Genomic DNA, 13,266 nt, shown 5'->3' with positions numbered 1-13,266 from the left:
GGCAAGATGATCTATCTAGGGCGCATCACGGCGGAAGTTGGAACGGCAGCGTTCGACCACCAGTATTGGGAGATTGTCAGTGGGAAGTCTTCCGTTTCAAAGACCTCATGGGCGTCGCTCATCGATGAAATGATGCAGACTGACAAGTGGGCTAACTATTCCCCGCGTTACCGGGCCGACCTTGAAGAGGTTTTCGAGTATCTTGTCGGAAAGATTGGCAAGGCGGATGTCGCACGCCTCACACAGGCGGACATCTATGATGCGATGGACAAGAACCGCCACCGGGTTCGGTTTGCAAACTACATCCCGACCGCGATTAGCATGTTGTCGAAGCTGGCGATCCGGAAACGCTGGCGCAAAGACAACCCGGCGACGGACATCGAGCAACTCAAAGTTCCAAAAGATCGACAGAAACCGCACCTGCCTTGGACAGATGAGGCGGTCAAGAAAATGCGAGAGGAGGGTCAACCTTTACCGCTCCTGATCTTTGAGATCGGAGTAGGCAGCGTCCAGCGCCCCGGAGATTGGGTGGACTTCCAATGGGGCGACTATGACGGCGACACGCTAAAGCTGCGCCAGAACAAGACGGGCAAAGCGCTTCAGTTGCCTTGCACCAAGGCGCTAAAAACTGCGCTGGATCGCGCGAAGAGCGATCTCGGCTTCTCCCCACACCCGTCAAGGCACATTCTCACACGGTCAGATGGTTCGGCGATGAGCTATCACACGATGGCGCGTGTCATGGTCAAAGAGCGTAAGCGTCTGGGACTAATGGCTTTTGATCAGCACGCGTTGCGCTATCGAGGCGTCATGGAACTGGCCTGGGCGGGGTGCACTGACGACGAGATTGCCAGCTACAGCGGCCATACATCCAAGAAGATGATTATCAAATATGCCGGTGAAGCGCGCCAGGTCATGCGGGCACGTCAAGCCGCCGCCAAACGAAAATCGCAAAAAACAGAACCGGCACAGAACGAGAAACTGATACCCGAGGTGATACCCCAATGAGCAGAGCAGATCATAAGTTATTGAAAACAAATGGAGGCGAGTACCGGAATCGAACCGGTGTACACGGATTTGCAATCCTCCGGATGCCTCTGAAAACCCACCACAAAGCGGTAAACATTACCCTTCGGAGGGTGCCGAAAAATCAAACGGTTACAGGGCAAATGTAAACGGAAAGCCCCGATCCAAAATTGGCCGCTTCATCGACTCTGAACATAAGCGCATTTCGAGGATGCTCGGCTATTCGCTGATGGTCGGATCGTTTGATGCTTGGGCGGCTTTTAGCATCGTAGCTGCCGCCCGCCTCTCTGAGGCCGAACGTCTTTCGCTAGCATTTTCGGCCCTTCGGTCCCTGAACCCGGATCAGGCCCAGGCTGCGGCAGCAGCGGCAATTGGTTCGGCTGGCGGCCCACTGCCCGCATTTCTCGGCGAAATGGATGAAGCGCGGCAGTGGGCAGTACGTGCCAGCCGCGACGAGCGCAAAGCCTTCGCTCTTGCATCGTTCGAGGCCATGAGCCGCAAAGATCAGGCGGCGTTCTTCCAGCACATCAGTGAAATGGAGGTGGCGGTATGAAGATACTCGTTCAGCGGATAGCAGAAGGCGCTGGACTGCCTTTCGACATTGATGAACTCAAGCTGCACCTGCGGGTCTCGGATAACGCGGAAGATAACGCGATCCAGAACATCGGGCGAACGGCGGCAGCTGAGATCGAGCAATTTGCGCAGATCGCGCTGCTGACACAATCGATCCGGGTCACAGTATTCAATCCTGCCCCCGGTTGCGGTTTGAGCCTCCCCATTGGCCCGGTCGCCGATGATGGCACTCCGTCCGTAACCGTTGACGGCGAGGCGTCCACCTCATTCGACTTTGCGGGCGGCATCAGGCCATACATCCATTGGTCTCCCGATTTCTTCAACCTCAGCCCTGAGAAACTGACGATCGAGTATCAGGCGGGGTTCGGTAATGACGCAGCTGACATTCCGCCTGACCTCGCTCAAGCCCTCATGGATCAAGCTGCGCTGCACTTCGATGGCCGGTCCCCGATGGACGCCAAGAGCCTGACCACCTCTCCCCACATGGCGCGTGTGGGCGCGCGGTATCGCGGGGTGCAGGCATGACCGACAGCGAGCTTGATGAGATCCTGACGCTTCAATGGCCACAGGTCATTCGGCGAGTGATGGCAGATGGGTCGGACGATTGGCTTAAGGGCTTTGTCCAGTCCATCGCCCGGCAAGGAAAGCGCTCTGCCTGGCATCCATCGGCGAAGCAGGCCCAGATCATGCGGCGACTGGTCTCCGAGTTGGGCACAACGCCAGACGACGATTTTCAAGTGATTGAGGGGTGATCTGAAACAGAAAGCCCGCCGGTGCAACGGCGGGCTCATGCAGCGTCTGGCTTTCAAGGGTTAGCCGGGGACACCGCATCACAGTGCTACCGGGTAACGGGCCACAGCACAAGGGCAGCTATTCCGCACACGCGGTCTCTCCAGGCCCTAAGGCCCCACTGCCACCCTCGCGGCGGTGAACATGGGAGAGCGGACCGAGCCGAGGGAAAGGCAGGTCTGGCCTAAGCGGCGGCCCGGCTCCGGTGAGCAGGCAAGATCGCGACGGTTAGGGCGGGAGACGGGTCTTAATGCTCGTCGCAGTAACCCGCTTTCTGACCGTCACAACGACCCTCACCAGTGAGCAGGGGTGGGGCAGATTGGGAAAAACAAGTGGACGAAGACGCGAGATGAAGCAGGCGGACAAGACAGGTAATCGACAGTGGCGAAGGGCCGATGGGTCGAAACTCAATCGCGTCGGCGCGCCTGCCCAGTCATTGCAAGATCGCTACGACAGCGACCTCTTCGGTAATGGTCCCAATGCCGCGACTTTGGCAGGCAAAGAGGAGCGTGAAGGAGAGTTTTCAATTTTCGCGCAACGGCCTGAACTGAAAAACGGGACCCCGGCGGAAAGAGCTATGCACTTTATGCATGGCCTCAGAATTCCCGAGGGGCCGAATGCCGGAAAACCGGTGAATCTCGCACCCTTCCAGCGCCAATTCATTGAAGGCGCGATGGCCGATGACACCGCGAACGCGGTTCTCAGCATTGGGCGCGGCAATGGCAAGTCGGCTATCACGGCGGGCCTTGCGCTCGGCGGACTCTTGGGTGTCTGGGACCGTCAGCCCCGGCGCGAGATCATTGCCGCTGCCAGGACGCGGGATCAGGGCCGGATCATCTGGGATTTTGTCGCGGGCTTCGCTGCCACCCTTCCGCCCGATCTTCAAAGCCGTCTGATCTACCGCCGTGCGCCGCGCCTTGAAATCGAGTTTGAGGGTGACGGCGGTGGGCATGTCCTTCGCGTCATCGCAGCTGATGGCAAGTCAGCCCTCGGCGGCGCGCCCACCATGGCGATCTTGGACGAGCGCGGCCATTGGGCGCTCGATCGAGGCGACGAGCTCGAACACGCCCTGCTGTCCGGCCTCGGCAAGCGGGATGGCCGCGCTTTCCTGATTAGCACCTCTGCCAGCGACGACACGCATCCGTTTTCGCGGTGGATCGATGACCCTTTGCCAGGCTCCTACGTGCAGGAACATCGGCCCGCGCCGGGCCTGCCCGCCGATGACGCGGAAAGCCTGTTGATCGCTAACCCCGGCGCACCGCACGGCATCGGTGGATCGCTGGAATGGCTGAAAGCTCAGGCGAAGCGCGCGATTGCGCGCGGCGGATCGAGCCTCACGTCTTTCCGCCTCTACAATCGAAACGAGCGCGTGTCTGGCGAAGCCCGCGATCTACTAATCACGCTCGATGAATGGCTGAATTGCGAGACCGATATCCTGCCTCCGCGTGAAGGCGGGGTGGTGATCGGCATCGACCTGGGCGGCTCTGCCTCAATGACCGCCGCCGCGTTCTACTGGCCCCAGACCGGGCGGCTTGAATGCCTCGGCACCTTCCCGACCATGCCGTCCCTGTTGGACCGGGGCCAGTCGGATGGCGTGGCTGGTCGGTATGTCGAGATGCAGGAGCGGGGCGAGTTAACCGTCCTCGGCGACAAGACGGTGCCCGTAGCCCCGTGGCTGGCCGAGGTCATGCGTCAGGTCGATGGCCAGCAGGTCATTGCGATCACCATGGATCGCTACAAGCAGGCTGAACTTTCCGAGGCGCTGAATCGGGCGGGTGTCCGCGCTCCCTGCGTCTGGCGAGGGCAGGGCTTCCGCGACGGTGGCGAGGATTGCGAAAGGTTCCGCCGCGCCGCGTTCGACGGCCTGGTCAAAGCCCGCCCGTCCCTGTTGCTGCGATCTGCTTTCGCGGACGCGGTGTGTCTCCGCGATCCGGCCAACAACCTGAAACTGGCGAAGGCTCGATCGACGGGCCGGATCGACGCAGCGGCGGCGTCCGTGCTTGCCGTTGCCCAAGGCGCGCGCATCGCAGCGGCCCCGCAGACGAAAGCGAGGATGTCATGGTTCTGAACTCGGCAAACCTGAACCGGCGCATTCAGGTCCGGCGGTTCGTCCAGATCGGTACCGATGGCTTCGGCGGACAGATGGGCGGATGGCAGGATTTTGGGCCACTGATCTTCGCGCAACGACGCGACGTGTCTGACGCGGAACGCTTGAACGCTGCAGAATGGGACAACGTCCTGGTCACCCGATTTGTGATCCGGGCCAGCGCCACGGGCCGCAGCATTCAACGCACCGACCGCCTGATCCATGAAGGCGTCACCTTCGAGATCGACGGTATCAAGGAGGTGCCGGACAACCGCGGCTTCCTTGAGATCACGGCCAAGTCGGATGATCTGCCATGAGTGTTCGGAAGGATCACGAACGGCACTCGAAAAAGGTGACCCGGACGAAACGCTGGAAGGCGCTGCGGGCCGAGATCCTCGAGCGGGACCGCTACCGTTGTCGGTCCTGTGGCTGCGGCGGGCGGCTCGAGGTCGATCACATCAAACCGGTCAGGACTCACCCGGAATTGTCCTACGACCCGCGCAACCTGCAGGCGCTCTGCCCAGGGTGCCACTCCCGAAAAACCCGGATCGAGTGCGGGCATCCCCCGCCCCGAGAAGACCGCCAGGCATGGCGGAATGCAGTCGGGTCGCTTGAGCGGCCCGGCAAAAACCCAATTGAGCAGAAAGGATAGACGATGCTCGAGTCTGTGAAGATCGCCCGGCGGCAAAGCGAAATCCGCCAGAAACTCGCGAAGATGGCGAACAAGGAAAAGCCGACCGAGGAAGAGGTCGAGGAAATGGACGAACTCGATGAAGAGTATCGTTCGAACGAAACGCGCTATCGCGCGGCCCTGATCGCGGAAGATACCGAACGCCGTGATGCGGGCGAGGAACTGGAAACCCGCTCCGCCCAGGAATGGGTGAATCTCATGGCCGGGTTCGAGATGCGCCAGGTCGCGCTGGCCCTTGATGAAGGTCGTTCGTTGGAGGGGCAGACGGCAGAGATCGTATCCGAACTGCGCGAACAGGGCGGCTTTCGGGGCATCCCCGTGCCGTGGCAGGCGCTGGAAGTACGGGACGGTGAAACTGTCGCGAGTGGCACTCCGAACCCGATCCAGACCCGTCCGATCATTGACCGGCTGTTCCCGGACAGCGTGGCGGCGCGCATGGGGGCTCAAATGATCAGCATCGCCTCAGGGGCGGTGGAATGGCCTGTGACCACCTCGGCCGTCACGGCGGGATGGGCGGACGGCGAGACGGCGAATGTCGCCGGGCCGACCACCTACGCGACCACCGACCGCGCTATGTCGCCCGACCACAACCTCGGCATTCAGATGCGCATCACCCGCAAGACCCTCAAGCAGTCTGGCACGGCGCTTGAACAGGCCGTGCGGCGCGACATGAGCGGGGCTATGGGCGCGGCCATGGATCAGGCGGTTTTCCTTGGCACCGGGGCCAACGGCCAACCGCTTGGTGTCATCACGGGCGCGGCGACCTACGGCATCACGTCTACGGCGGTAGATGCGCTGGCGGAATGGGCTGCGTTTCGGGCGGGAGTGACCCGGTTTATGACGGCGAATGCGGCCAATGCCCCCGGCCAGGTGCGGGCGTTGGTGCGCCCGGAACTGTGGGACTACATGGAAGGTAAGCAGTCCATACTGCCGGACCTGTCTGAATGGGACCGGCTGTTGAAGAACATCCCGGCAAGCAACATCGCCATGACAAGCAACGCGCTTGCCGCCCCGTCCGGTACGCCCGCCGCTACCTCGGCGCTTCTGACCACGACGGCGGGCGGTGTCGCGCCGATTTTCGTGGGCGCATGGGGGGCGGTGGACATGATCCGCGACCCCTACAGCGATGCACAGTCCGGTGGGTTGAGGATCACGGCGTTGGCGACGATGGATGTTACCGTGGCGCGCCCGGCCCAACTCGAACTGTTGACCGGCCTCGAACTGGAAGCCGCGTAGTGTACTGGGGGGGACACATCGGCAGCCTTGAGCTGCGCACCGAGGGCGGGGAAACCCGCCTTCGGGCAATCTTTCCCTATGGCCGGGAAACCGTACTGGCCGAGGCGGGCGCAATGGGGCGTGAACGGCGAGAGGTGATTGCTCCGCGCGCATTCGCAGATCGTATCGAGCGCGATGAGGATGTGCATTTCCTGTCCGGCCACGACTTTAACAGGCCGCTTGCCTCGCGGTCTGCCGGCACGCTCTTCCTGTCGGAAACCGATGAGGCTTTGACGGTCGAGGCGAGAATTGGCGCCGACATGAACCAAGTCAGCTACGTGCGCGACTTCCTGAGTGCCCATGCGGCGGGCCTTGTGCGCGGCCTCTCCCCCGGGTTCCGGGTACAACCGGGTGGGGAAAAGGTCGAGGAGCGCGAGGGCGCGATCCTTCGGACAATCAATGCGGCTGACCTGATCGAGATCAGCGCCGTCACGAAACCCGCGTATCCGCAAGCCCAGATCGAAGCCCGGAACTGGCAACCCATTGGCGAGGTAGTGAGCCGCTTGACGCATCGCCCCGCCGCGCTGCGTTGGAGGTGATTATGCTCGGATGGCTCAGGAACAAGTTGCGCCCGATAGAGGCAAGGTCCAGCGGTACTGGCTACACGGCCCAGGTCATGGCGGCGCGGGACAGCTTCATCAGTGGTCGGCGCGGCGTGGCCGAACTGACGGCGACGGTGCAAAGCTGCGTAAGTCTGTGGGAAGGGGGTTTTGCGATGGCTGATGTGTCGGGTACCGACCTGTTGACGCGCCAGACCATGGCGATGATCGCCCGCGCCGTCGCGTTGAATGGCGAAGCGGTCTATCTGATCACCGACCTCGGCTTGGTCCCCGTAACCGATTGGGAAGTGACGACGAAAGACGGCAAGCCGCGCGCCTATCGTCTGTCGATCCCCGAGGCGGGAGGTGGACGCACGGTCACTGCACTTGCCCCTGAGGTGTTGCATCTTCGGATCGGAACCGACAACCTGACCCCGTGGATCGGCACCGCCCCTCTTCGCCGGTCCAGCCTGACCGGGGCGATGCTCTACGCGGTCGAATCTGCGCTCAGCGAGACATTCGAGAATGCCCCCCTCGGATCGCAGATTGTGCCCTTGCCCGACACAGGGGCGGAAGACATGGCGTCGATGCGCGATGCGTTCCGGGGACGGCGGGGCTCGACGCTGGTGATCGAGGGCGTGGCACAGGCGACGGCGGCGGGCATGAACCCACAGATCGGCCAGAGCCCGGACCAGATTTCGCCGGATCTTTCCAAGAGTATGACGGCAGAGACGTTGGCAGCCGCACGAGAGGGTATCCTGATGGCTTATGGCGTTCTGCCCTCGCTGGTGAACCGTGCGGCTACTGGCCCGGCAGTCCGCGAGGCTCAGCGCCAGCTTGCGATCTGGACCCTGCAACCCATCGCCGCGCTCTTGGCCGAGGAGGCAGCCACCAAACTCGGTGGGCTAGTGGAGATCGACACGATCCGGCCACTGCAGGCCTTTGACGCCGGGGGGCGCGCCCGCGCGTTGTCCGCGATTGTCAAAACGATTGCCGAGGCGAAAGAGGCAGGCATCCCGCCAGGAGCGGTGTCAGGGGCCATGCGCATGGTTGATTGGGAGAAATAGGCAGGATGTGCCTTGGGCTTTTTCTTTCACATCTTTAGCCCACAACATCCCGGTTCAGTCGGTGAGTGCCGTAACAACCCCGACAGCGCGCGGCCTTTTTCCATAAGGGCGCGGCGCGCGATTTTTTCAGCCCTGTCCCTCAGACGCGCGATTGAAGCCGTGTATGACTGCCATGAGCCAACGATCCTCATCAGTCCCAATCACTGAGTCGGGCACACCAATGTCGAAGTGACCGTCTGTTTCATGCGCCAGCCGACCGACCATCGCGGCCAAGATCAGGTCGGCATTTTGGGCTAGTCTCTGCAGGTCATCGACCTTGCCTTCGAGCTCTTCGATCCGGCGCTCCAACTCGCGTTTCGTCATTTCTTAAACCTCACTCCTGCACCCCCGCCGTTTTCCGCGATCAGCTGAACACCGGCGGACTCGATCGCAGAACGAATGGCCGATAGGGCATCTGCACTTCCGGAATATCGACCCGTCTCAATGTTTGTGACGGTGTTTCGATGAACGCTTGCGCGCTCCGCGAGGTCTCTAACCGTCCAATTCAAGAGCCCGCGAGCGGCCCGAACTTGTGCGCTTGTCATAAGTCCATCCTTGTGCTAAATGCACATGTGCAAATGTCATAACAAATTTTGGAGAATCCGACAATGTCGCAAAAACTTGCTGATACCCATGCCGCTGCCATCCGCGGTGAAACGGTCTATGAACGACTTCTCCACATCGAAAGCCTTGCTACCTGTGCAGTTGAAATCGCGGATCACCAAGACCAGCCGTTGCTCGAGCGCCTATGTGAGCTCGTCCAATTTGAGATTCGCGCATTGGCCGACGCAGTTAGCGACTAACTCCACACCAAAAAGCTCTTGATTTTTCCCAAAGGCAAATATACCTCTGGAAAAAATCAGGAGGTCATCATGGTCGAACCCCGCCTCACGACTGCAGCCGCATGTAAGGTCGCTCAGTTAAACCGTGATCGATTTAACGAACATGTAGCATCCGGCGCATTTACCTGCGCACCCGCGACGGTGCCGGGCCGGTCGCGGTATTTCAAACCGAAAGACATGATTGCCCTTCGGCTATTCCGGGATCTGCTTGAAGATGGGTTGAACGCCCGTGCTGCCGGTCACATCGCTTGCGAAGTGTCGAAAGCCGCACGGCAAAATCCCTCCGTTAAGCAGATCAGCTACGTCTTTGATTGGTTCGCTTCACCGAGCGGGTATGCTTGCCCGTTTTCTGAGGTTCCCGAGGATTGGGAGATTCCGTCCATGCATGACACCGATGTCCGGCAGGTCTGGACGTTCAATGTCTCCAAACTCCGTAAGCTGATCGCGCACTACACTGAGATTGAGCGCTCCATTATCGGACCGGAGGACTAGTACTCAGATGGAACGTCGCCCTGCAGTCATTCGCAAATCCGATCTGACACCTGCCTTTGACGCTGCGTTTGCAGCCGGGTGGGATGAAGTCTCAGTGGATGCGCCAATACCGGGCGGCGACCGAATGAAGATCACCGCGCGCCGCAACGCAGAGACTGGCGAAGCCGATATGACGCCGCTCGAAAAGTGGAAGGCTGACCGACATGGCGGCTGATCTGCCCAAAGGCGTTCATCGCGTTCGGCGGCGTTTGGCAAGCGGCAAAAGCCGGTTCCATTTTTACGCATGGCGCGGAGGTCCCAAATTTTGGGAGGATGACCATCGTAAACCGGGTGATCCTGCATTCTATCTGGCGTTTGCGGATGCGGTGGAGCGCCCTAAGCCGTCGCATTACATGACGCCGCAATTGGTGGATGACTTTCTGTCCAGCACCGCGATGCCGAAAGGCCAGCGATCCCGTGCTGACATTCGCAAGTGGGGCCTGCGTTTCGCGGACCACTTCAAGGATGCGCCTGCCGTCATCTTTGAGGAGCGTGGTGCAAGGGGCGAGGTCAACGAATGGCGGGCGCTTTGGAGGCACTCGCCCAAGCAACACGACATGGCTGGCACCCACGCAGTCCGCATCCTCAATTGGGCGGTCCAGGAGGGCAAGCTGTCCGAGCATTTTTGCCACAAACTCCACCGGCTCTATGAGGTGGATCGCTCCGAGATCGTCTGGACTCCAGCTGACCGTGAAGCGTTTGATGCGATTGCCCCCGAATGGGTTTCTCGCCTTCTCTGCGTAGCGTGTGAAACCGGCTTGCGTCCGGCTGACCTGATCAAGTTGACCTCGGCCCACGTCGAACAGACCCCGCTCGGTCGCCGCCTCCGTGTCAGGACGAACAAGCGCAAGCGGTTGGCCCATATCCCGATCACGCAAGCGCTGGCGCAGGTGATTGATGCAACCCCACCTGGCCGGTTGCTGATCCTGACAAATGCCAGCGGCAACGCCCTGACCCTGCACCGCGCGTCTGAAGGTGTTCGCCAGTGGCGCGACAAGGCCAAGCTGTCGGATGAATTGCGCCTCAACGATGCGCGCGGCACAGCTGCAACGCGGCTATTGAACGCCGGTCTTTCGCTTGCGGAGATCGCAAATCACATGGGTTGGTCGGTTCGCTACGCGGCGAATGTGATCGAGCATTATGCTCGGGTCTCGCCCGATGAAACCGACGCCGTTCTTGTGAAACTCGCCCATGCAAAAGGGGGTGCATCGTGAACAAAACTGTAAACGCACCTGTAAACGGCGCAGGCCGCGCAAGCGACAGTGGGGCGCAAGTGCTTGAAAACAAATGGAGGCGAGTACCGGAATCGAACCGGTGTACACGGATTTGCAATCCGCTGCGTAACCACTCCGCCAACTCGCCTCGCGTGGTGCGACGTTTCAATAGGTGAGCGACCCTCCACGGGCAACCCCAAATCGCGGGGCCACCTGTCGCCCTGGCGCGGCAGTTTGGCGCCGAGAGAAAGGCCACTGTTGCGCGGCGCAGGGCTATGTGCGAAGACCATTTCAGAAAACTAGACGAAATGGTTCAGTTTGATGGCTGATTACACGCAACGCCGGGTTACGATGGTCGACACACAGGTGCGCCCGTCCGATGTGACCAAGTTCCCGATCCTCGATGCAATGCTCTCTGTCCCGCGGGAAGCCTACGTGCCTGCCGACAAGCGTGACCTTGCCTATATGGACATTCCGGTGGATCTGGGCGGCGGTCGGCAATTGCTTGATCCGCGCGCGATCGCCAAACTCCTCGACGCGTTGGAGCCCACGCCCGCCGATCTGGTACTCGAACTGGGCGCGGGCGGAGGATACGGAACCGCGCTTCTGGCGCATCTCGCCGAGGCGGTGGTCGCGGTGGAGGAAGACGCGACGCTTGCCCGCGACGCCGAGGCGACGCTGGCCGAGCAGGGCGTGGACAATGCCGCCATCGTCGAGGGACCGATTGCGGAGGGCAGTGCCAAGCACGGTCCCTTCGACGCGGTCGTGATCTTCGCGGGCGTCGAAATGGTGCCGCAGGCCATACAGGACCAACTCAAGGAGGGCGGCAAGATCGCCGCGATCTTCATGGAAGGTCCCCTTGGCGAGGCACGCCTTGGCGTGAAGTCGAACGGGCGCATTTCGTGGCGGATGGTGTTCAATGCCACCGCCCCGGTGCTGCCGGGCTTCGCACGGGAAACGGATTTCGTCTTCTGAAGCGGGGGGTTCCCCCGCCCGGACCGGACGTTGGCGCGGCACAGGCAAATTTGGCCGCGCATGAGGGCAGAGCAGTGAAGACCCACAGGCATGAGGGGGCCGAAGACATGGCAACGGGCTGGCAGATACGGGCGCGTCGGGCGCTGACGGCGGGCGTTATGGCGCTTGCGATTGCGACGCCGGGACAGGCGGATTCGTTGCGTCACGTGATGGTGGACGCCTATCGCCACTCCAATCTTCTTGAACAGAACCGATACCTGTTGCGGGTGCAGGATGAGGGCGTGGCCCAGGCGGTCGCGCAATTACGCCCGGTCATCACCTTCATCGCCACGGCAAGCCGCGAATTGGTGAACGATACGACGAATGCCTCCGCCTCTCTCGTGGCGGAATTGCTGATCATGGATGGCGGCGCACGGCATTTCGCGATCGAGGCGGCGGAGGAAACCGTCCTGGCCACCCGTCAGCAGCTTGTCAGCCTGGAGCAGCAGGTGCTTCTGGATGCCGTGACCGCCTATATGAATGTCTGGCGCGACATGCAGGTCGTGGGCGTCCGCGAACGCAATGTCCGCGTCATCACCCAACAATTGCGCGCCGCCCAGGACCGGTTCGAGGTGGGGGAGGATACCCGCACCGATGTCGCCCAGGCGGAGGCGCAGCTGGCCACCGCCCGGTCGCAATTGGCCGGTGCGCAAGGTGCGCTCGACATCAGCCGCGAGCTCTTCAACCTTGCCGTCGGGCGCTATCCCAACGGGTTGAGCGGGCCGGGCGCGATCCCCAACGTGCCCCGCAGCGAGGCCGCGGCACAGGCGCTGGCCCGGCAGGAACATCCCGCCATCATCGCGCTGCAGCACGAAGTGCGGGCGGCGGAACTCGGCATTCAACAGGCGGAGGCCGGGCGACGCCCGCAATTGAGTCTTGAGGGCCGGTTGACGGAAACCTTCGTCGCCCCCAACCCCTTGCAAGAAGGCGGGTCGGCCACCCTTGGAATGACGCTGACGCAGCCGATCTATCGCGGTGGCCAGCTTCTGTCGCTGGAACGCCAGGCGCGGGCGCAGGCCTCCGCCGTGCGGATGGGATTGAGCCAGCAGGTGCGGCTCAACCTTCAGGCCGTGGGCAATGCCTGGGCGCGCATGAACATCGCCGCCGCCCAGATCCAGGCCGCCGATCAGCGGATCGAGGCCGCGACGCTGGCCTTCCAGGGTGTGCAGGAGGAAGCATCGCTTGGCGCGCGCACGACCCTTGACGTGCTGGATGCCGAACAGGACGTGCTGGACGCGCGGATCAGCCGGATCGAAGCGCAGACGGACCTTTACCTGTCGTGCTACCAGCTGCTTGCCGCAGCGGGGCTTCTGACGGTGGAGAATCTGCACCTCAACGTCCCGGAATATGACCCGGCCGCCTATGCCGATCTGTTCTCCAACGCGCCGAGCCGGTTCAACAGCCCGCAGGGCGAGCAGTTGGATTCCATATTGGAGCGGATCGGGCGCAACTGATCGCGTCGTGTGCGCCACTCCATCGGGCGGCCCCGTGCCAAGGGGCCGCAATATCTGGCTTTTTGCGAAAACCCGAATGGCATCGCACGCGGGAATTGTTGTGCGATGGCGCGGTTTTGGCTATCCTGC

Annotated in this window: 18 protein-coding genes and 2 tRNA genes; 16 read left to right on the top strand and 4 right to left on the bottom strand. The window is 61.7% G+C overall.

Going from position 1 to position 13,266, the window contains the following annotated elements:
* The first annotated feature begins 6 nt into the window (after nt 1-6).
* Complete coding sequence (locus KUW62_RS11790; RefSeq protein ID WP_224815670.1) at nt 7-1,005, top strand: tyrosine-type recombinase/integrase; 999 nt, start codon at nt 7-9, stop codon at nt 1,003-1,005.
* Nucleotides 1,006-1,036: 31 nt separating this feature from the next.
* On the opposite strand, the gene KUW62_RS11785 is transcribed toward KUW62_RS11790, so the two are convergent.
* Nucleotides 1,037-1,107 (bottom strand) — tRNA-OTHER (locus tag KUW62_RS11785).
* 127 nt (nt 1,108-1,234) lie between these two features.
* Here KUW62_RS11785 and KUW62_RS11780 point away from each other — a divergent pair.
* The 9 genes from KUW62_RS11780 to KUW62_RS11740 all read left to right on the top strand — a co-directional run bounded on the left by KUW62_RS11780 (nt 1,235) and on the right by KUW62_RS11740 (nt 8,043).
* Nucleotides 1,235-1,576 (top strand): hypothetical protein, encoded by a 342-nt coding sequence (locus tag KUW62_RS11780; RefSeq protein WP_224815669.1) that lies wholly within the window; start codon nt 1,235-1,237, stop codon nt 1,574-1,576.
* Nucleotides 1,573-2,121, top strand: coding sequence for a hypothetical protein (locus tag KUW62_RS11775; protein WP_224815668.1), 549 nt, complete (start codon nt 1,573-1,575; stop codon nt 2,119-2,121). Before KUW62_RS11780 ends, KUW62_RS11775 begins: the two co-directional genes overlap by 4 nt.
* Complete coding sequence (locus KUW62_RS11770; RefSeq protein WP_224815667.1) at nt 2,118-2,348, top strand: hypothetical protein; 231 nt, start codon at nt 2,118-2,120, stop codon at nt 2,346-2,348. Before KUW62_RS11775 ends, KUW62_RS11770 begins: the two co-directional genes overlap by 4 nt.
* Nucleotides 2,349-3,016: 668 nt before the next feature.
* A complete protein-coding gene (locus tag KUW62_RS11765; RefSeq protein WP_224815666.1) occupies nt 3,017-4,453 on the top strand; it encodes a terminase TerL endonuclease subunit in 1,437 nt (478 codons plus the stop codon).
* Nucleotides 4,444-4,788 carry a head-tail adaptor protein gene (locus KUW62_RS11760; RefSeq protein ID WP_224815665.1) on the top strand — a complete coding sequence of 115 codons (345 nt, stop codon included), beginning with the start codon at nt 4,444-4,446 and terminating at the stop codon, nt 4,786-4,788. Before KUW62_RS11765 ends, KUW62_RS11760 begins: the two co-directional genes overlap by 10 nt.
* Complete coding sequence (locus KUW62_RS11755; protein WP_224815664.1) at nt 4,785-5,123, top strand: HNH endonuclease; 339 nt, start codon at nt 4,785-4,787, stop codon at nt 5,121-5,123. The genes KUW62_RS11760 and KUW62_RS11755 overlap by 4 nt, the downstream gene beginning before the upstream one ends.
* A gap of 3 nt (nt 5,124-5,126) precedes the next feature.
* Nucleotides 5,127-6,398, top strand: a complete 1,272-nt coding sequence (locus tag KUW62_RS11750; RefSeq protein ID WP_224815663.1) for a phage major capsid protein — start codon at nt 5,127-5,129, stop codon at nt 6,396-6,398.
* Complete coding sequence (locus KUW62_RS11745) at nt 6,398-6,976, top strand: HK97 family phage prohead protease (protein ID WP_224815662.1); 579 nt, start codon at nt 6,398-6,400, stop codon at nt 6,974-6,976. The genes KUW62_RS11750 and KUW62_RS11745 overlap by 1 nt, the downstream gene beginning before the upstream one ends.
* Before the next feature lie 2 nt (nt 6,977-6,978).
* On the top strand, nt 6,979-8,043 hold the full coding sequence (locus tag KUW62_RS11740) for a phage portal protein (protein WP_224815661.1): 1,065 nt from the start codon (nt 6,979-6,981) through the stop codon (nt 8,041-8,043).
* Between the two features lie 126 nt (nt 8,044-8,169).
* Here KUW62_RS11740 and KUW62_RS11735 read toward each other — a convergent pair whose 3' ends face one another.
* The gene (locus KUW62_RS11735; protein ID WP_224815660.1) at nt 8,170-8,406 is read right to left on the bottom strand and encodes a hypothetical protein; all 237 of its coding nucleotides are present in this window, start codon (nt 8,404-8,406) and stop codon (nt 8,170-8,172) included.
* Nucleotides 8,403-8,627: a helix-turn-helix transcriptional regulator gene (locus tag KUW62_RS11730; RefSeq protein WP_224815659.1), complete on the bottom strand. Its 225-nt coding sequence runs from the start codon at nt 8,625-8,627 to the stop codon at nt 8,403-8,405. The genes KUW62_RS11735 and KUW62_RS11730 overlap by 4 nt, the downstream gene beginning before the upstream one ends.
* Nucleotides 8,628-8,690: 63 nt before the next feature.
* On the opposite strand from KUW62_RS11730, the gene KUW62_RS11725 reads away from it, so the two are divergent.
* The 4 genes from KUW62_RS11725 to KUW62_RS11710 all read left to right on the top strand — a co-directional run bounded on the left by KUW62_RS11725 (nt 8,691) and on the right by KUW62_RS11710 (nt 10,669).
* A complete protein-coding gene (locus KUW62_RS11725; RefSeq protein ID WP_224815658.1) occupies nt 8,691-8,885 on the top strand; it encodes a hypothetical protein in 195 nt (64 codons plus the stop codon).
* Between the two features lie 69 nt (nt 8,886-8,954).
* The gene (locus KUW62_RS11720) at nt 8,955-9,416 is read left to right on the top strand and encodes a hypothetical protein (protein WP_224815657.1); all 462 of its coding nucleotides are present in this window, start codon (nt 8,955-8,957) and stop codon (nt 9,414-9,416) included.
* A gap of 7 nt (nt 9,417-9,423) precedes the next feature.
* Entirely contained in the window at nt 9,424-9,630 is a 207-nt protein-coding gene (locus KUW62_RS11715) for a hypothetical protein (RefSeq protein WP_224815656.1), read from the top strand.
* Nucleotides 9,620-10,669 carry a tyrosine-type recombinase/integrase gene (locus KUW62_RS11710; protein WP_224815655.1) on the top strand — a complete coding sequence of 350 codons (1,050 nt, stop codon included), beginning with the start codon at nt 9,620-9,622 and terminating at the stop codon, nt 10,667-10,669. Before KUW62_RS11715 ends, KUW62_RS11710 begins: the two co-directional genes overlap by 11 nt.
* A gap of 74 nt (nt 10,670-10,743) precedes the next feature.
* Here KUW62_RS11710 and KUW62_RS11705 read toward each other — a convergent pair.
* Nucleotides 10,744-10,817, bottom strand: a tRNA-Cys gene (locus tag KUW62_RS11705).
* A 173-nt stretch (nt 10,818-10,990) separates the two neighbouring features.
* Between KUW62_RS11705 and KUW62_RS11700 the strand changes: the two genes are divergently transcribed.
* Both KUW62_RS11700 and KUW62_RS11695 read left to right on the top strand, forming a co-directional pair.
* Nucleotides 10,991-11,644 (top strand): protein-L-isoaspartate O-methyltransferase, encoded by a 654-nt coding sequence (locus KUW62_RS11700; protein ID WP_224815654.1) that lies wholly within the window; start codon nt 10,991-10,993, stop codon nt 11,642-11,644.
* Between the two features lie 107 nt (nt 11,645-11,751).
* Nucleotides 11,752-13,137, top strand: a complete 1,386-nt coding sequence (locus tag KUW62_RS11695) for a TolC family outer membrane protein (protein ID WP_224815653.1) — start codon at nt 11,752-11,754, stop codon at nt 13,135-13,137.
* Nucleotides 13,138-13,266 lie beyond the last annotated feature (129 nt).

Source organism: Hasllibacter sp. MH4015 (assembly GCF_020177575.1).
In the GTDB taxonomy this organism is placed as follows: Bacteria; Pseudomonadota; Alphaproteobacteria; order Rhodobacterales; family Rhodobacteraceae; genus Gymnodinialimonas.
This window is presented reverse-complemented; position numbering and strand designations above follow the sequence as displayed.

Coding starts and splice junctions, on each gene's coding strand:
- KUW62_RS11790 (WP_224815670.1), top strand. CDS start 7: ATGATCTATCTAGGGCGCATCACGGCGGAAGTTGGAACGGCAGCGTTC.
- KUW62_RS11780 (WP_224815669.1), top strand. CDS start 1,235: ATGCTCGGCTATTCGCTGATGGTCGGATCGTTTGATGCTTGGGCGGCT.
- KUW62_RS11775 (WP_224815668.1), top strand. CDS start 1,573: ATGAAGATACTCGTTCAGCGGATAGCAGAAGGCGCTGGACTGCCTTTC.
- KUW62_RS11770 (WP_224815667.1), top strand. CDS start 2,118: ATGACCGACAGCGAGCTTGATGAGATCCTGACGCTTCAATGGCCACAG.
- KUW62_RS11760 (WP_224815665.1), top strand. CDS start 4,444: ATGGTTCTGAACTCGGCAAACCTGAACCGGCGCATTCAGGTCCGGCGG.
- KUW62_RS11755 (WP_224815664.1), top strand. CDS start 4,785: ATGAGTGTTCGGAAGGATCACGAACGGCACTCGAAAAAGGTGACCCGG.
- KUW62_RS11750 (WP_224815663.1), top strand. CDS start 5,127: ATGCTCGAGTCTGTGAAGATCGCCCGGCGGCAAAGCGAAATCCGCCAG.
- KUW62_RS11740 (WP_224815661.1), top strand. CDS start 6,979: ATGCTCGGATGGCTCAGGAACAAGTTGCGCCCGATAGAGGCAAGGTCC.
- KUW62_RS11735 (WP_224815660.1), bottom strand. CDS start 8,406: ATGACGAAACGCGAGTTGGAGCGCCGGATCGAAGAGCTCGAAGGCAAG.
- KUW62_RS11730 (WP_224815659.1), bottom strand. CDS start 8,627: ATGACAAGCGCACAAGTTCGGGCCGCTCGCGGGCTCTTGAATTGGACG.
- KUW62_RS11725 (WP_224815658.1), top strand. CDS start 8,691: ATGTCGCAAAAACTTGCTGATACCCATGCCGCTGCCATCCGCGGTGAA.
- KUW62_RS11720 (WP_224815657.1), top strand. CDS start 8,955: ATGGTCGAACCCCGCCTCACGACTGCAGCCGCATGTAAGGTCGCTCAG.
- KUW62_RS11715 (WP_224815656.1), top strand. CDS start 9,424: ATGGAACGTCGCCCTGCAGTCATTCGCAAATCCGATCTGACACCTGCC.
- KUW62_RS11710 (WP_224815655.1), top strand. CDS start 9,620: ATGGCGGCTGATCTGCCCAAAGGCGTTCATCGCGTTCGGCGGCGTTTG.
- KUW62_RS11700 (WP_224815654.1), top strand. CDS start 10,991: ATGGCTGATTACACGCAACGCCGGGTTACGATGGTCGACACACAGGTG.
- KUW62_RS11695 (WP_224815653.1), top strand. CDS start 11,752: ATGGCAACGGGCTGGCAGATACGGGCGCGTCGGGCGCTGACGGCGGGC.